The organism is Streptomyces sp. NEAU-174, assembly GCF_052665095.1.
Genome location: NZ_JBQTCE010000004.1, coordinates 41,718 through 59,770 on the forward strand (window position 1 = coordinate 41,718; position 18,053 = coordinate 59,770).

General features: G+C 72.7%; 8 protein-coding genes and 1 pseudogene. 1 reads left to right on the forward strand and 8 read right to left on the reverse strand.

Going from position 1 to position 18,053, the window contains the following annotated elements:
* Position 1: 1 nt before the first annotated feature.
* From ACT2CW_RS13455 to ACT2CW_RS13475, 5 genes and pseudogenes are all read right to left on the reverse strand, one after another.
* Entirely contained in the window at positions 2–256 is a 255-nt protein-coding gene (locus ACT2CW_RS13455) for an acyl carrier protein (RefSeq protein WP_138913693.1), read from the reverse strand.
* 143 nt (positions 257–399) lie between these two features.
* Complete coding sequence (locus ACT2CW_RS13460; RefSeq protein ID WP_445516713.1) at positions 400–4,944, reverse strand: beta-ketoacyl synthase N-terminal-like domain-containing protein; 4,545 nt, start codon at positions 4,942–4,944, stop codon at positions 400–402.
* Positions 4,941–12,116: an SDR family NAD(P)-dependent oxidoreductase gene (locus ACT2CW_RS13465; RefSeq protein WP_445516714.1), complete on the reverse strand. Its 7,176-nt coding sequence runs from the start codon at positions 12,114–12,116 to the stop codon at positions 4,941–4,943. The genes ACT2CW_RS13460 and ACT2CW_RS13465 overlap by 4 nt, the downstream gene beginning before the upstream one ends.
* A 275-nt stretch (positions 12,117–12,391) precedes the next feature.
* On the reverse strand, positions 12,392–13,321 hold the full coding sequence (locus tag ACT2CW_RS13470; RefSeq protein ID WP_445517005.1) for an ATP-binding cassette domain-containing protein: 930 nt from the start codon (positions 13,319–13,321) through the stop codon (positions 12,392–12,394).
* 123 nt (positions 13,322–13,444) lie between these two features.
* Positions 13,445–14,056, reverse strand: a pseudogene (locus ACT2CW_RS13475) (ATP-binding cassette domain-containing protein); the annotation flags it as partial.
* A gap of 456 nt (positions 14,057–14,512) precedes the next feature.
* Here ACT2CW_RS13475 and ACT2CW_RS13480 point away from each other — a divergent pair.
* Positions 14,513–15,205, forward strand: coding sequence for a hypothetical protein (locus tag ACT2CW_RS13480; RefSeq protein ID WP_445516715.1), 693 nt, complete (start codon positions 14,513–14,515; stop codon positions 15,203–15,205).
* Positions 15,206–15,277: 72 nt separating this feature from the next.
* Here ACT2CW_RS13480 and ACT2CW_RS13485 read toward each other — a convergent pair whose 3' ends face one another.
* The 3 genes from ACT2CW_RS13485 to ACT2CW_RS13495 all read right to left on the reverse strand — a co-directional run bounded on the left by ACT2CW_RS13485 (position 15,278) and on the right by ACT2CW_RS13495 (position 17,931).
* The gene (locus ACT2CW_RS13485) at positions 15,278–15,979 is read right to left on the reverse strand and encodes an alpha/beta fold hydrolase (RefSeq protein WP_445516716.1); all 702 of its coding nucleotides are present in this window, start codon (positions 15,977–15,979) and stop codon (positions 15,278–15,280) included.
* 34 nt (positions 15,980–16,013) lie between these two features.
* Complete coding sequence (locus tag ACT2CW_RS13490; RefSeq protein WP_445516717.1) at positions 16,014–16,856, reverse strand: aldo/keto reductase; 843 nt, start codon at positions 16,854–16,856, stop codon at positions 16,014–16,016.
* 229 nt (positions 16,857–17,085) lie between these two features.
* A complete protein-coding gene (locus ACT2CW_RS13495; RefSeq protein WP_182467308.1) occupies positions 17,086–17,931 on the reverse strand; it encodes an SAM-dependent methyltransferase in 846 nt (281 codons plus the stop codon).
* Positions 17,932–18,053: the final 122 nt, after the last annotated feature.

Sequence of the window (18,053 nt, forward strand, 5' to 3'; positions counted from 1 at the left end):
GTCAGCGCTCCCGGGCGGCCCTGAGGCACCGGACGACATACTCGACGAGCCGGCCCACGGTGAGGTCGATGATCTCGTCAAGCTCGAGATCGGCCACGAACTCGGCGAAGTTGACCTGTCTGCCGTACCGGGCCTCCAGGCTGCCGGCCAGTGTCACCAGGTCGATGCTCTCCAGCTCCAGATCCTCGGTGAAGCGGGTCTCCATGGTGACCTCGATATCGTCGAGGCCGTATTCGTCGAGCATCGTCCGGAGCATCCCGGATATCTCCGCGAGCACGGCCGGTGCGTCGGCTTCCGGCGCGCTGACCGGTGCCTCGGCCGGTGCGTCGGCCGGTGCGTCGGCCGGTGCGTCGGCCGGTGCGTCGGCGGCGGGTGACGGGGCGGTCTGATTGACGGTGGTCACTGATCGCTCTCCTCGTCCTGTTCCTGATGGTCCGGGCCGGTCGTCCAGGCCACGGCGTAGTCCCGGTCCGGCAGTCCGGGCGGGTTGGCGACGGTGATGGAGTGGACTGCGTAGCGGCGCGGGGGCTGTCCGGGGGTGGCGGCCGCCACCTCGACGACGAGCCGGGCGGGTGGCGCATCGGGGCGGCCCGTTCCCGGCCGTACCTCGGCGATGGTCAGGGCCCGTGGCCGGTCGCGGGGCCCCGCCCCCTCCGCCGTGGCGACCGCCTCCTTCGCGGCCCGGAAGGTGGTGGCCCAGCGCGCGGGTGACCCACCGGTCCGGGCCGTCACGGCCGCGAGGAGTTCCCGCTCCGGCCGGGCGAGGACGGCGGCCACGTCATCGCGGTCGGTGACCTCTTCGAGGGCGATACCGGGACTCGCGGCGGCGTTCGCGTGGCGCGGCACCACGAGGGCGACCCCGGTCTCGGCCCGGTGCGCCAGCGAGAGCGCCAGTTCGGGCAGGGTCCGGCCGTGCACGCCGATGGCGTACGGGCGCCCCTGGGCGTCCTCGCGGATCCCGATCTCGGCGGGGAAGACCGGGCCTTCGCCATGGTCCCAGAGCCATCGGCGCACCGCGTCCTTGGCCGCGATCCTGCCCAGCAGCCACTGTCTGCGGCCGCGTGGCGGCTGGTGTTCATAGTCGGCGCGCTCGTCACTGCCCAGGTGGTTACGCATGATCAGGTCGCGTGAGGCCAGGTCGGGCCAGCGCTCATGGAGCAGCACCCAGCCGCCCGGCTGGGGCCGGGACAGCGTGTTGCGCTGCGGGAAGCGCTCCACGGGCCGGGTCTCGGGGTGGTTGTCGAACCGGCGGTCCTGCCAGCCGGACAGCTCCGCCCACACCTGGCCGCCGATCAGCAGCTGTGCGTCGGCCTCGAGCGCGGTATCGGTCAGCGAGGTGATCCTGATCAGGCACTCCACCGGAGTGCCGGGGGCCGGATGCGGGCCGAAGAAGCGCATCAGACGCATGCCGACCGGGAAGACCACGGTCCGTTCGGTGCGGGTCGCCATGATCCAGTAGCCGAGGAGCTGTCCGACGTTGTCCAGCAGGGCCCCGGGCGCGGGGGGTGTGGTGATCGTGCCGCGTATGTGCGACGCACCGATCGCGGTGAGTTCGGTGAGCCCTTGGAAGCCCGGGCCGTGGAACATCCAGCGCTCGGCGTAGATGAGCCGTGCGGTGTGGTCGGGTGTGCGCTCGGTGGCCGGGTCGACGGTCCAGCGCGTGGGACGGGTGTCGGGGTGACGGGCGGCCACCTCCACGGTGGCGCGGGCGCTGCGGCCGAAGGTGACGGTGTAGTGGGCCGCCCGCGAGGTGGGGGTCGCGGTGACCTGGACGGCGGTGAGTGGTGCGGCCGTCACCCACTGGTCGAAGCGGGCGCCGTGTACGGCGACGGCCACGGGGTTGGTGCCCGCCGTGCGCTCCGCCGTGTCCATGAGGTGCTGGACGATCGTGGTGGCCGGGACCACCGGCCAGCGGTCCGACTCATCGGGCCAGCCCGGGCGTTGCGGGAAGAAGCAGTGGTCACGGAGGTAGGGCATGGTCTCGGTGGAGACCCGCAGATCGTGGGTGTGCGGGGTCGGTGGGTGGCTTGCCGCGATGACCGCTGTCGCGGTGGCGGCGGTCTCGCTGAGCAGGGCGTTCAGTTCTGCTGCCCACGGGGTGGACGGCGGGTGCGGTGTCGCGCCGTGAGACGCATTCGCCGTTGCCGGGTGCGGGTGGGGTGGTGCCCACCCGTTCCGCCCGGGGGAACGATTGCCCACCACGTTGCGAAGCTCGCTCAGCCTCGCTTCGCCGAGCGAGATCAGCGAACCGCTCAGATCCAGCCGGACCGCGGGAAGCGCCGATCTCGCGCCCGAGGCTTCACGAGACAGCGCGGGAGCCACCTCCGCGCCCTCCGCCCACAGCGCCGTGGCCACGCGCCGAAGTTGGGACACCCCGTCCCGGTGGGGCGAGTTGGCGGCCACCACCAAGTGATCACGGCCGTGCAGCGTGTCACCGATGAGCGACCCCAGCTGCCCCGTGCCCACCTGGACGAACGCGCGGAACCCCGCCTCGTACAGGGCCTCCGTCAGCAGCCGGAAGCGCACCGGCTCCAGCAGATGCCGGATGAACAGTGCGCGCACCTCCGCCTCGGTCGCCGGATACGGTGCGGCCGTCGTCCCGGACCAGACGGGGGTCCTGGGCGGCAGCAGCAGCTCGAAGCGTTCCGTCACGGCTCGGATGGGGTCGAGGTAGGGCGCCAGCATCGGGGTGTGGAAGCCGGACTGGAAGGGCAGGACCTGCGCGATCACGCCCTCGGCGCGCATGGCCCGGACGAACTCCTCGACATCACCACGCGGTCCGCACACCATCGACTGGCCGGGCGCGTTGTCGTGCGAGAGCACGATCCGGCCGTCCGCCCGCCCGGTGAGCGCGTCGGACACCCGCCGCGCGCCCGCGCCCAGGACGGCGAAGGCCAGACCGGGCACCCGCAGCGCGTCCGGGTCGAAGGAGTCGAGGAAGGCGTCGACCTCCTCGCCCGCGTAGAGGCCGCCCACGACCAGCGCGGTCCACTCCCCCACGCTGTGCCCGGCCACCGCGTCCGGTACGACCCCCATCCGCCGCAGCGCCGCGTCCAGCAGCCGCCCGACGCCGAAGACGCCGACACCATGGCGGCCGATGTCGCCCACGCGCGCCGCCTCGCCGAAGCGGTCCCCGGCGGGCCGGGAGAGCCCGAAGTACTCCGCGACACCGTCCACGCGGGGGACGAACTCGGCTTCGAGACCGGGGAAGACGAAGGCCAGCTTCCCCCTCGGCGCCGGGCCCGCGCCGAGCAGTGGCTCGGGGGTGAACCAGATGTCGTTGCGGCCCCGCCACGGACGGCCCTTGGCCACCATCCGCCGGGCGAGCGCCAGCCGTTTCGCGGTGGGGTCGACGATGCCCAGGCGGGTACGGGCGTCCCGCCCCGTCACCGTCGTCCGTACGGTCGTGTCGTCCGCCGCCAGCAGTTCGGCCAGCCGCTCCGGGGTGTCCGCCGCCAGCGCCAGCACTCGCTCCGGTTCGATGACGCGGGTCGTGGCGCGCCGCGTCTCCGGCACCCGCGGCGGCTGCTCCAGCACCACATGGGCGTTGATCCCGCCGAAGCCGAAGGCGTTGACGGCGGCGCGCCGTACGGGAGCGTCCCAGGGCGCGACCGAGTCGAGCACCGAGAAGCGGGTGGCCGCCAGCGCCGGATGGGGGTCGTCGCAGTGCAGGGTGGGCAGCAACCGGCCGTGGTGGACCGCGAGGGCGGCCTTCACCAGACCCGCGACACCGGCGGCGGGCATGGTGTGGCCGATCATCGACTTCACCGAGCCGATGACGGCCGTCTCACCCGGCCTGTCACCGGGGCCGAACACCTCCGCCAGCGTGGCGAGTTCGGCCGTGTCCCCGGCAGGCGTCGCGGTGCCGTGCGCCTCCAGCAGCCCGAGGGCACCCGGTTCGCGCGGATCGAGGCCCGCGGCGCGCCACGCCTGCCGTACGGCACGGGTCTGACCGCCCGGGTCGGGGTTGACCAGTCCGGTGGCACGGCCGTCGGAGGCCACGCCGGTGCCCCGGATCACCGCGTAGACGCGGTCCCCGTCGCGCAGGGCGTCGGCGAGCCGTTTGAGGACGACCACACCGGTGCCCTCACCGATCAGCAGACCGTCGGCCGCGCGGTGGAAGGGCCGGATCCGCTGGCTCGGCGACAGCGCGCGCAGCTGGGAGAAGACGCTCCACAGGGTGATGTCGTGGCAGTGGTGCACGCCACCCGCGAGCATCACATCGCACCGCCCCGAGGCCAGCTCCCCCACCGCCTGGTCGACGGCGACGAGCGAGGAGGCGCAGGCGGCGTCCACGGTGTACGCGGGGCCCCGCAGATCGAGCCGGTTGGCGATGCGCGAGGCGGCGAGGTTGGGCACCAGGCCGATGGCCGCCTCGGGCCGGTCCGGGCCGAGCCGTTCGGTGAACGCCTCCCGTACGCGGTCGAGTTGGCCGGGCCCGAGGTCGGGCAGCAGCTCGCCGAGGGTCCGTACGAGCTGGTGGGCGGTGCGCACCCGCTGATCGAGCCGGACCAGCCCGGGGGTGAGATAGCCGCCCCGCCCCAGCACCACGCCCACCCGCTGGCGCTCCGGCAGCCGGTCCGCACCGCCCGCGTCGGCGATGGCCGCCGCCGCGACACCCAGGGCGATCAGCTGGTCGGGTTCGGTGCCGGACACCGAATTCGGCATGATCCCGAACCGGGCGGCCTCGACCCGGGCGAACTCGTCCACGAATCCGCCTCGTCGGCAGTACACCCGGTCGGGCGCCGCCGGCGTGTCGCCACCGCCTTCCGGGGCGTAGAAACCGGGGTCCCACCGCCCGGCCGGGACGTCGCTGATCGCGTCCACGCCGCCGACCAGATTGCGCCAGTACGAGTCCAGGTCGGGCGAGCCGGGCAGCAGCACGGACATCCCGACGATGGCCACCGGCGGCTGCCGGTGCGGCTGCTCGTCCGTCACGCTCACCAGCCCGAGGCGGTGTAGACGACGGACCCCGTGGACTCCTCGCCCCAGGCCAGCTCGCGCAGCAGCGCCAGCGTGCCCTCCTCGGGGTCGATGAGCGAGACGCCGCGCCGGGCGTACTCACGGCCGAGCTCCGGTGTCACCATCCCGCCGTGGGCTCCGGCGGGTGCCCAGGGGCCCCAGTGCACGGTCAGCGCCCGGCGGCCGGTGCGATCCCGCCAGCGTGCGCCCAGGGTCTCCAGCGCGTCGTTGGCCGCCGCGTAGTCCACTTGGCCGCGGTTTCCGAGGACGGCCGCGATGCTGCCGAACAACACGGCGAACGTCGGGGGTTCCGGCAGTTCGGCCAGCGCGTCCAGCAGCGTCCGGGCGCCCTCCACCTTGGTGCCGTACACCCGCTGGAAGGACTCGGCGGACTTCTCCGCGATCAGCCGGTCCTCGATCACACCGGCTCCGTAGACCACACCGTCCAGCCGTCCGTGGTCGGCGTGGATCTGCTTCACCGCCTGGAGCACCGCTTCGGCGTCGCGGACATCCACCGAGCGGTAGCGGACCCGGGCGCCGAGCGCGGTCAACTCCTCTGCGGTGGCCGCCACTTCGCGCCGGGCCAGGATCCGGGCGGCCTCCCGCTGGATCTCGGCGGGCCCCAGCCCGCCCCGGGCCGCGAGCGCCGCGCGCAGGGCCGTCTCGTCACGGGCCCCGGCGGTGGCCGGGTCCTCGGGGCCGGCGGGCTCCGGCGTACGGCCGAGCAGTTCGACCCGGCAGCGGGCGGCGGACGCGAGGGTGGCGGCGAACCGCGCGGTGATGCCCCGCGCCCCGCCGACCAGGACCACCACCGCGTCCCGGTCCAGCCCGAGCGCGGCGGCCTCGGCCGCGCCGTCCCCGGCGGGCCCGGCGCCAGAACCGGCGAGCGCGCCCAGCGGGGACAGCACGAGGTCCATCCGGTGGCGCCGCCCTTCCGCGGTGCGCAGAACGACGGGTGTACGGTCCGGGGCGAGCAGCTCGTCGAGCAGCCCGTCGGCGACGGCGTGGGCGGACCCGGCCACGTCGGTGAGCCCGGCCGTATCGGCGAGTCCCACCGCATCGGCGAGTCCGGTCGCCTCGGCGGGGAACTCCACCAGCCGGACGACCGTGTCCGGGTACTCCCTGGCCACCGTACGGAACACCCCACGCAACCCTGCCGTACGCGCGGCGAGCGGGTCGGTGCGGCTGAGCGCCAGCAGCCACCACGGAGCGCGCCGCAGCGCCGACTGGACGACCGTGAACGCCTCCGGCAACACCGGCGCGCCGGAGGCGGCCAGCGGATCGAGCAGCAGCACACCGTCCACCCGGCCGTCGTCCTCGGTGAGCTGATGACCGGCGGGGAGGACGACGGCCTCGGCACCGCGTTCGCCGAGGCGGGCGGCCACCGCCTCGGCCACCCCATCGCCGTCCCCGCCGAGCAGGGCGAATCGCTGGCCGGTCAGGGCGGGCGACGCGGGGGCACCCTCGTCCGGTGCGCCGAGGGGCACCGGCACCAGCCGCATCCGCTTGGGCGCCACGCCGGACACTGCCACGGGCTCGGGATCCGCCACCTGCCGGGCCATCTGCTCGGCCACCGGCTCCGGTTCATCGGCCGGTGCGGTGGTCGCGGGGGTCTCGGGGGGCGCGGCGGTCGCGGGTGCGAGACGGGCGGTGAGCCAGTCGGTGACGGCAGCGGTGGTACGGGCCTTGGCCAGCTCCTCCAGCTCCTCATCACCCAGGGTGGCGGTGTCCGCGCCCGCGACACCGAGCCGCCGCGCCAACTCGCCCGCGATCTCCGCGCGTTTGATGGAGTCGATGCTGAGATCGGCCTCGAGATCGAGATCCGGTTCGATCATGTCGACCGGATAGCCGGTGCGTTCGCTGATGATTTCGGAGACGGCGTGGAGCACATCGGGTCCGGTGACGGGTGCGGACGGGGGTGCGGCCGAGGCAGGACCCACGTCGGCGACCGGGGACGCGGCCGGGGCCTCCGGGGCGGCGGCCACCGGGGCGGGCTCGGCGGGCAGGGACGTGGCCGGGGCGACCGGGGACGGCGGCGCCGCGCGCCGTTCGCCCGGGGCGCCGCCGAAGTAGGTGAGGAGCACATCGCGCTGGGCGGCGATCATCTCCCGGCTGGTCCTCAGGAACTCCGAGATCAGGGCGTCTCTGTCGCCGTACTCGCCGCCACCCGTCCGATCCGTCTGGCTCACCGTGGCCTCCATGACACGTCGGGCCGGTGCCAGCGCACCGGGCAGGAGCTCACCGTTCGCGGTGCGGACGAGGTGTCCGTCGACCGTCCAGCCGGGCCGCTTCGGTGGCGGGGCGGATCCCGCCGCCACCGCGTCCCGGCCGTGGAACATCCAGGCCGTACGCACCGGCACGCCGGCGACGGCCAGCCGGGCGAGGCCGTCGAGGAAACCTCGCGGCCCGGTGGCGCCGGACCGCCGTCCCTCGCAGGCGAGGGCGAGGTGCGGGCGGCCGTCGAGGATCTCGTCCACCAACCGGGTGAGCACCGTCCCCGGGCCCGCCTCCACGAAGATCCGTGCACCCGCCTCGTACATGGCCTCGATCTGCGCCACGAAGCGGACGGGAGCGCCGATCTGGGCGGCGAGTTCGGCGCGGATGGCATCCGGCTCCGCGCCGTGCGGCGCGGCGGTGCGGTTCGCCCAGACGGGGAACTCCGCCTCGCGCACCGGATGGCGGGTCAGCGCCTCGGCGAACCGGGCACCGGCCCCGGCCACCAGCGGGCTGTGAAAGGCGCAGGCCACCGGGATCCGTTTGGCCGAGTGCCCGGCCTCCCGCAGCAGCCGTACCGCCTCCTCGACGTCCCGCTGGGGTCCGGAGATCACGGTCTGCCGTGGCGCGTTGTGGTTGGCGGCCACCACACGCCCGTCGAGCCCGGCCGCGCGCAGCACCGGCTCGACGTCGTCGGGGGCCGCGGTCACAGCGGCCATCGTGCCGGGCTCCTCCGCGTCGGCCTCGGCGGCGCCGAGGATGGCGGCCGCCCGCTCGGCGCTCAGCTGTGGCAGCGTACGGGGGTCGAGCGCACCCGCGGCGCACAGAGCGATCAGCTCGCCGTAGCTGTGTCCGGCCGCCATGTCGGGCCGCACCCCGGCCGAGGTGAGCAGGGTGTACGCGGCGAGCCCGACGATGCCCAGTGCGGGCTGGGCCACCCTGGTGTCGGTGATCGCGGTGCGCTGTGCCGTCTCCCCGGTCTTGTCGAAGGCGGCGGGGGGATACAGCGCATCGGCGTAGCCGCGTCCGTGGCGCAGATGGCGCTGGAGCCCGGGGAAGGTGACGAAGTCGTCGGCGAACATCCCGGGCCGCTGGCTGCCCTGCCCGGGGAAGAGAAACGCGACCTTGCCGCGCCCCGGCTGGCCCCCGGTCTCCCCGCCGGCCCCGGCTTCTTCTGTCTTCTCGGGCGGGTCCGGGGCCATGTACAGCCCGTCCGCTCCGCGCGGCCCCTGGTCCGGCGGATCGCCCGCGAGCACCTGACGTAATCGTGCGGCCAGGTCGTCCAGGTCCGAGGCCACGACGGCCACCCGGACCGGTTCCCGTCCCGCGTCGGCCCGCCGGGAGGCGGTCAGCGCGAGGTCGCGCAGCCGCCACGGCCGGCCCGCCGCGTCATTGGCCATGAGCTGGTCGAGTGTCTCCTGGACCATCCGCAGCGCCGCCGCCCGGTCGGCCCCGCGGAAGAGGAACAGTTCGGCGGGCCAGTCGTCCAGCCCGTGTGCGGGTGGCGCTCCGCGGCCGTGTGCCGTGAGCACCACATGGAAGTTGGTCCCGCCGAAGCCGAACGCGCTGACCCCGGCCACCCGTTCTGCGGGCGCGGCGGGCCAGGGCCGGGCCCGGGTGTGGAAGGCGAAGGGGCTGCGGTCCGCGTCCCATGCCTCGTTGGGCCGGGTCAGATGCAGGGTCGGCGGTGTGATGCCCGTGTGCAGCGCCATCGCGGCCTTCACCAGCCCGGCGAGGCCCGCCGCGCATTTGGTGTGGCCGATCTGGGACTTCACCGAGCCCAGCGCACACGACCCCGGTGCGGCCCCTGCCTCGGTGAACACTTCGCCCAGGACGCTGAGTTCGGTACGGTCGCCGACGACCGTACCGGTGCCGTGCGCCTCGATCAGGCCGACGTCGGCGGGCGAGACGCGGGCATTGGCGTAGGCGCGCTCCAGTGCGGCCCGCTGTCCCTCGGGGCGCGGGGCGGTGAGCCCGAGCGAGCGGCCGTCGCTGGAGGAGCCGACGCCCTTGATCACGGCGTAGACGCGGTCGCCGTCCCGTTCGGCGTCGGCCAGCCGTTTGAGGACGACGCAGGCGACGCCCTCGCCGAGCGCGATCCCGTCGGCCGAGCTGTCGAAGGTCCGGGAGCGGCCCGTCGGGGAGAGGGCGTGCACCGAGGAGAAGAGCACATAGTCGTTGATGCCGTTGTGCAGATCGGCGCCGCCGCACAGCACGAGGTCACTGGTGCCGGCGGTCAGCTCCTTGCAGCCCACGTCCACGGCGGCCAGCGATGACGCGCAGGCCGCGTCCACCGTGTAGTTGGCGCCGCCGAGGTCGAGCCGGTTGGCGATCCGCCCGGAGATGACGTTGGCGAGCATGCCAGGGAAGGAGTCCTCGGTGAGCCGGGGCAGCCGGTCCACCAGGGCCTGCGGCACCTCGTCGAGGTAGGACGGCAGGACGGCGCGCAGCGTCTGGGCGTTGGACAGATCGCTGCCCGCCTCGGCGCCGAACACCACGGAGGTGCGGGAGCGGTCGAAGGTCCGGCCGCCATCACACGGGTCGCCGTACCCGGCGTCGTCCAGGGCCCGGCGGGCGGCCTCCAGGGCGAGCAGCTGTACGGGTTCGATGCTGCCGAGCGAGGCCGGGGGGATGCCGTAGCGCAGCGGGTCGAAGGGGATGGGCGGCAGAAAACCGCCCCATCGGGAGGCGGAGGCGCCGTCCTTGTCGCCCGTGTAGTGGACGGCGGGGTCCCAGCGCTCGGCGGGCACCTCGGTGACGGCGTCCACACCGCCCACCACATTGGCCCAGAACGAGGCGAGGTCGGGTGCCTGCGGAAACATGCACGCCATGCCGACGACGGCCACGTCCAGCGGCGCGGGTGGCTCGGCCGCCACCGGGGCCGTGGCCATGCCCAGGCGCTCGCACACCGCCTCCGCGCGTGCGGTGAGGAAGTCGGCGGCGCCGGGGCCCACCGCATGGTGCAGTGCGGCGATCGTGGTGGTGGCCGAGCGCATCACGGCCACCTGCCCGGCCATGAACATCCCGCCGCCGAGCTGGCCTTCCTCGTCCACCGGGGCCAACGCGCCGTCGGGTCCGCGGTCCACGCCCTTGCTGGCGATCCTCAGCCGTCCCACGTTCAGCCGCTCCAGCCGCTCCCAGACCTCCCGGTCCGGCAGGCCCTCGTTCCGCAGCCGCTGCTTCACGGTGTCGAAGCTCTCGGTGAAGGGGCTGGGCACGCAGCGGGTGGCGTGGCCGGGGGCGGTCTCCAGCAGCACGGTGTGCTCGGCGGCCACCACCTGGCGCTGGAAGAGCGGCTGTACGGCGCCGTGTGCCACCGCCTCCTCGGTGAACAGATACGCGGTGCCCATCAGCGATCCGATGGCGACGCCGCGCCGGGTGAGCGGGGCGGCCAGCGCGGCCACCATCGCGGCGGAGCGTTCGTCGTGCACTCCCCCGGCGAAGAAGATCTCGACACCCGCGCCATCGGTGCCATCGGTGCCATCTGTGCCATCGGTGCCATCGGTCACGTCGGCGCCGTCGGTGTCCGCCGTGTGACGCGGGTCGTGCGCGGCCTCGTCCAGGAAGTCCTCGATGACGGCGATCTGCGCCTCCCACAGCGGGAAGCTGTTGCGCGGCCCGACATGCCCGCCGCATTCCGAGCCCTCGAAGACGAACCGCCGCGCCCCGGCCCGGAGGAACTGGTGCAGCAGCCCCGGCGAGGGCACATGCAGAAAGGTGGCGATGCCGTCCCGCTCCAGCGCCTTGGCCTGGGACGGCCGTCCGCCCGCGATGATCGCGTGGCTGGGGCGGATCTCCCGTACGGCCTCGAGCTGGGCGTTCCTGATCTCCTCGGGTGCGAAGCCGAGCACACCGACGCCCCAGGGGCGTCCGTCCAGCGCGGCCGCGGCCTCCTCCAGCATGGTGCGCGCCTGCTCGCGTCCGGCCAGGGCGAGCGCGATGAACGGCAGCGCTCCCCCGGCGGCGACGGCCGAGGCGAACGCGCCCCGGTCGCTGACCCGGGTCATCGGGCCCTGTGCGAGGGGCAGCCGGGTGCCGAGGCGGGTGCTCAGCGGGGCGCCGGGGCGCAGCGCCGAGACGACGGCGGAGCCGTTGCGTACGGCCTCGTGTGCGGCCTCCCGGACGGCGTCCGTGATGCCTCGGACGGTACGGCCGACGTCCCGCCACCGCTCGGCCAACCGCGCGGCCAGAAAGCCATCCTGACCGATGGTCAGGTCAGGCCCGGGGCGCGGGCCGAGCCCCCGGCGCCGTAGCACGCGGTGGCCGTCGAGGACGGTGGTCTCGGAGCCGTCCATGGAGCGGATGGCGGCGGCGCGGTCCTCCGGGAGCCCGGATTCGGCGAGCAGGGCCAGCTGGGTGTCGAGGACGACCCCGGCCGCGCCGCCGAGCACGGACGCGGCGGCGCTGCGCGGGCCGATGCCGCCGCAGGCCCACACCGGTAAGGACACCCGGGGGTCGGCGAGGAGCCGCTGGAGCAGGACGAAGGTGCCCAGCGGACCGATCCGGCCGCCGCTCTCGCTCCCCCGGGCGATCAGCCCATGCGCACCGGCGCGGATGGCCTCGATGGCCTCGTCCAGATCGGTGACCTCGGCCAGCACCCGGTAGTGGTCGGCAACGGCCTCCACCGGCCAGGGTGAGTCCACGCCGAGCACCACCGTATGCGGACCGGGCGCCCCGCCATATGAGCCGCCGGCGGGCGGGGCGCCCAGGAGGTCCGCGGGGGTGAGGCGGCAGCCCGCCGCGACCCGCACGCCGTACCGGCCGTCGGCCACCCACTCACCGATGTCCTCCCATGCCTGGAGGGCTTCACGGCCCGCTGTTCCCAGGTCGAGGATGCCGAGTCCGCCCGCGCGGCTGACCGCCGCGGCGAGCCTGGCGTCCGGTTCCCCGAACGGAGTGATGCCGATGACAAGATCGCCTGCGTCCACGGCGGCTGACATGTTTTCTCCAAAATCGCTAGCGCGGCAGGAAATGGAGATAATTCGGGCAAGGCATGTCGAACGTATGGCATGGCAATCCCGCGAAATGGCGCCGACTGAAATTAGCCACGTCATTACTGAAGAGTCAACAAGCAGTCGTGCACGCTCTCGCCGCGACGGGCTGAATCGCGCCAGCCGCGAGCACATCGGCCGCGCCGCCACCTTCTCTCCCCCGTTAAAAGTTCATATATCTCGTGCGAACGAGTCGTTAAGGAGATCGTTTTCGAAGGCGGCACCTACCCTGCCGTGGATGTCGTCTCGAGCAGATCCCGGACCTCGTCGGCACCGGTCTCCCGCAACTCCTCGCCGACCAGCAGCCACCGGGTGATGCCGATCGATTCCAGGAACGGCAGGTCGTGGCTCGAGACCACGAGCGCGCCCTCGTAGGAGTCCAGTGCGCTCGTCAGCTGCCGCACACTGGCCAGGTCGAGATTGTTGGTCGGCTCGTCGAGTATCAGCAGCTGCGGGGCCGGTGCGGCGAGCATGGTGGCCGCGAGGGCGGCCCGGAAACGTTCGCCACCCGAGAGGGTGCCCGCCGGCTGTTCCGCTCGCGCCCCCTTGAAGAGGAAGCGCGCGAGCTGGGCGCGGATGTGGTTGTCGGTGACACCGGGCGCCCGGCTCGCCACGTTCGCCGCCACGCTCAGCTCGTCGTCCAGCACATCCAGCCGCTGGGGGAGGAACCGCAGCGGTACGTGCGTCCTGGCCTCCCCCGAGAGCGGGGCGAGTTCGCCGGTGAGGGTGCGCAGCAGTGTCGTCTTGCCGGCTCCGTTGCGCCCGACCAGCGCGATGCGTTCGGGCCCGTGCACATGCAGGGTGGCATCGCGCAACGCGCCGTACTGGGGGCGCAGTTCGCTCAGGGTCAGTACGGTGCGGCCCGCGGGTACGGCGGTGTGCGGCAGGCTCACCCGGATCTCGGCGTCGTCGCGGACCGCGTCCGCGGCCTCCTCACGCCGCTCGCGCGCCTCGTGGAGACGGTCTTCGTGCAGATCGCGGAGCTTGCCGGCCGACTCCTGGGCGGCTCGCTTGCGGGCACCGGCGACGATTCTCGGGGCCCGCCGCTCGATGTCCATCTTCTTGCTGTTCCGCTGACGGCGTGCCAGTTTGATGTGGGTCTCCTCCAGTTCGCGCTTTTGCCGCCGTACGTCCGCCTCCGCGGCCCGCAGCATGCGCGCCGCCGCCTCCTGCTGGGTGGCCAGCGCCTCCTGGTAGGCGGACCAGCCGCCGCCGTACCAGGTCACCGATCCGGCTCGCAGTTCGGCGATGCGGTCCACCCGCTCCAGCAGCTCACGGTCGTGGCTGACCACGACCAGCACACCGGAGCGCCAGGAGTCGACGGCGTCGTAGAGCCGGCGTCGCGCGAACAGGTCGAGGTTGTTGGTGGGTTCGTCGAGCAGCAGGACGTCGGGCCGTTCCAGGAGCAGGGCGGCCAGGCGCAGCAGTACGGTCTCCCCGCCGGACAGATGGCCGACGGTGCGGTCCAGTTCGACATCGCCGAGCCCGAGTGAGCCCAGTGTCGCCAGGGCGCGCTCCTCGACGTCCCAGTCGTCGCCGATCGTCTCGAAGTGCGCCTCGTCGACGTCCCCGGCCTCGATGGCCCGTAGCGCGGCGCGCCGCTCGGCGATGCCCAGGGCCTGGTCCACGCGGAGGGTGGTGTCGAGGGTGATGTTCTGCGGAAGGTAGGCGAGGCTGCCGCCGACGGTCACCGCCCCCTCGGTGGGGCGCAACCGGCCGGCGATCAGCCGCAGCAGCGTGGACTTGCCACTGCCGTTGGTGCCCACCAGGCCGGTGCGGCCCCGCCCGATGCCGAGCGAGAGCCCGTCGAAGACGGGTGTGCCGTCCGCCCACTGGAAGGACACGGCCGAGCAGGTCACGGAGGCGCTGGGGGTGGGGGATGCTGCCATGGTGTTCTCGCATTCGTCAGCGCTGTGAAAAAGGGGCTACGTATGCGAGCACCACGCGGCGACCAAGCCGGGGAATGGGGTGCGGCCCTCCGAAGGGTGAGGGACGGCGTATGCACCGAGGTCGCATCCACGCGGGTCACGGGCGGCAGGAAGGCCGGCTACGGCGTGACGGGCTACGGCTTGTGCCGTACCGCGCGATGATCGCGAACCTCAGATACGCAACGTCCACCTCTATCGGAGACAACAGGACCCGGGCAGTATACCCCAGCCGTGGTGTGTGATGTCGTGGACGCGGCCGGGCGGAGGCCGCGCTGCCACCTTCCTGCCAACCTTTCCCACTCCCCCGCTGCCGCGTGCGGCCGCCGTTACGATCACCCCTGATCTGGCGGCGCATCCGCACCGAGGCGCGCCGCCCGTTTCGGATCGCATGGATCATTCGATCAAGGGGCGTGAGAAGTGAACAGCCGGTTAAGCATCGCGGCCGTGTCGGCGGTCTCCCTGGTGGCGCTCCTGGGCGGCACGACAGTGGCGACGGCGCAGACGGCGCAGGAGTCCGACCCCGCGCCGAAGTCCTGTGACGGTGTCCGGCTGACCGGTGAGCTCCCCGCTCCGGCGCCCGGCCAGGCCGTTTCGGGGCAGATCACCATTGGCGCCGACTGCAAGCCGGAGCGGGTCTCCGTCCAGCACGGTCCGGCATCGGCCCGCTCGGCCCGCACCGCGACCGCTGCGGGGGGCGCCGCCACGGCCGCCGCCGGCCATCAGCTGCGTGGCTGGAACGAGATGTACGACTGCTGCAACATCCGGATGACGGGTCTGTACACCGCCTCCTCCTGGGACACGGCGAACGGGCGCGTCACCACGGGCGGCACCACGGCCACTCAGGAGTGGAACCGCGAGCCGTGGGACGCCGGCTGGTCGCTCACCTCGCAGAACGCGAAGGACGACTGCGTCACGGACTGCGCCGAGGTCAACTCCGAGGCGCACGCCGACTTCGCGTACAAGGGCGTCTTCGACCCGACCGGCGACTGGTACAACAACACCCACCACTCGTACGTCCAGTTGAAGGCGGACGGTACGGCGAGCTGCCGCTTCGATGTGGAGCTGCGGCACACCTTCGTGGGGTGGAACTGGCGGTACGGCTGCGAGTGACCGCACCTGCGGTGCGATGGCACACGGCGTCGCCACCGTCGTGTGCCATCACCCGTCAGGTGTGGTGCGGCGTCACGATGCCGCGGCGCATCCGAGCAGTATCCGGGCGAGCTCACGTGGCTGGGAGAACATCGGCCAGTGGCCGGTGTCCATCTCGACCAGCCGCCAGTGCTCGCTCTTCAGCAGCTCGGCCACATCGCCCATCGGCTCGGCGCCGTCGAGCAGACACTTGATGTACGTGGCCGGAAGCCCGCCGAGCGGGCGCGCCAGCACGGCAGGCTCGGACAGTGTGGCGCCCGGATGCGGCGTGGCACCGGCCACGAACCGCGCGACCTGCTCCTCGGTGAGCCCCTGGCCCTCGCAGTCGGCCTCGGTCAGGGGCGCCCAGAAGCCGTCGTTCGCGGCCATCGACGCCTCCACCACGGCCCGGCCGCTGGGCCAGGCCGACAGGAACGACTCACCGTCCACCGGAACGTTGGAGTCCACGAACACCACATGGGCCAGCCGGTCGCCGATGCGCTCGGCGGCCTGGCCGACCGGGATGCCCGCATAGCTGTGCCCCACCAGGATCACATCGCGCGGATCGAGGCGCTCGATCTCGCTGACGATGTCCTGGACGTGGGTCTGCTGCCCGGCCGGCACACCCTGCTTCTCGGCGAGTCCGGACAGCGTGAGGGCATGGGCGCCGTGCCCGGCCGCCCGTAGCTCCGGCACCACCTCGTCCCATGCCCACGACCCCAGCCACGCGCCCGCCACCAGTACGAATTCCGTCATGGCGGCAACATAGCGCGGGGGTCTGACAACGGACTCAGAGGACGTCGAGGGGCACGGGCCCCGTGGGCGGGGGGAAGGCGCGGTCCAGCGCGTCCAGGTCCTCGGGGGTGAGCTCGAGATCCAGCGCGGCGCGGTTCTCCTCGACATGGTCGGCCCGCCCGGCCTTGGGGATCGCCATCACTCCCTGCCGGAGCACCCACGCCAGCATCACCTGCGCGGGTGTCGCGTCATGGGCCCGTGCGACCTCCCGCAGCGCGCCGGTGCGTGGCACGCGTCCCTGCTCGATGGGCGAATAGGCCATCAGGGCGATGTCGCGCCGATGGCACCAGGGCATGAGGTCGTACTCCACACCGCGCCGGGTGAGGTTGTAGAGAACCTGGTTGACGGCGACACCGTCGCCACCGGGGATGGCGACGAGATCCGTCATGTCGGAGGCGTCGAAGTTGCTCACGCCCCAGTGGCGGATCTTGCCGCTCTCGGTGAGTTCGGCGAAGGCTTCCAGGGTCTCCTCCAGCGGAATCCGCCCCCGCCAGTGCAGCAGATACAGATCCAGCCGGTCCGTACCGAGCCGCCGCAGACTGGCCTCGCAGGCCGCGATGGTGCCACTGCGGTCGGCGTGGCCCGGGAGCACCTTGCTGACCAGGAACACCTCGTCGCGACGGCCGGCGATCGCCTCACCGACGAGTTCCTCGGAGGCGCCGCTGCCGTACATCTCGGCCGTGTCCACGACGGTCATGCCGAGGTCGAGTCCGCGCCGCAGCGCCGCGATCTCATCGGCGCGGCGCCGGGGGTGGTCACCGATGTGCCAGGTGCCCTGGCCGAGCGGCGGGATCCGCTCCCCCGAGGGCAGCGGGACGGTGTCCGGTGCGCTGGTCATCTTGCCCGCCTCCCTGGTTCTCCGGCTGCCTCCCACGGTAGGCCACGCCATGCGCCGTACGACGTCGGCACCGCGTGGCCCCGGCGGTCGATCGCGGCCCCCGGCGGCTCGGTCGCGGACCCTCAGCGCCGAGGGGGCGGGCCGAATGTGCCGACCCGCCCCTGAATGACTCCCTGACGAGAACCGGGAAATTCCGGCGCCGAGAACTTGGGTTTCCGGCGCCGAGAACTTACGCGGTTTCGGGGCGCCGCGCGGTGGCGATGAGATAACCCAGCTCTGGCATTTCCATGTTCTCGCCCTCGGCGGGCTTCAACTTGTTGAAGACCTCCGGGTCGACCTTGGACGCCAGCTGCTCCATGTTCTGGGCCATGGCCTCACCGAGCCGCCGAACCGACTGCTTGGTCGTGCTTTCGCTGACGTCGAGCAGCTCCGTACAGCGCAGCCCCGCCTGCCGCAGCATCGCCGGGTATGTCTCGAAAGACGCGGGCGGCTGGGTGAGGTACCGCTGGAGAATGTTCTCGATGACCGGCCGCCGCTCTTCGGATATCTCCTCACGCTCGTAGTTGTCGGTGAGTGCCAGCCGTCCGCCCGGGCGCAGAACGCGGGCGGCCTCCGCGAGCGCCGCGGCCCGGTCGGGCATCTGCATCACGGATTCCAGCATCCAGATGGCGTCGAAGGAGCCGTCGTCGAAGGCCAGGTCCATCGCATCGCCGTACTGGAAGGTGACCTTGCCGCTCACCCCGGCGGCCTCGGCCAGCTCATTGGCCTTCTCGACCTGCTTACGGCTGACGCTGATGCCCACCACCTCGGCACCCGTCTTCTGCGCGAGCCTGATCGCGGGCCCGCCGAAGCCGCAGCCGATGTCCAGGACCCGGGAGCCGGCGCCGATGCCCAGCCGCGCGATCATCATGTCGGTGAGCCGGTCGGCGGCGTCCTCCAGGGTGGTGCTGTCCTCCTGGCTGTTCCAGTAGCCGACATGGATGTTCGGGCCGTACAGCGAGGCGTCGAACATGCCCACCAGCTGGTCGTAGAACTCGCCGACCCGCTCGCCGACCGCGCTGACATTGGACGTCATGATGTTTCCTCCCGCAGTAATGGAAAGGTCTTCGGCGACATCAGAAATCCGCGAGCGCCTTCCCCGTTTTTTCTTCCGCGCTTCGAATGAGCGCGAGCCTATCAGGATGTCAGGCATTGCGA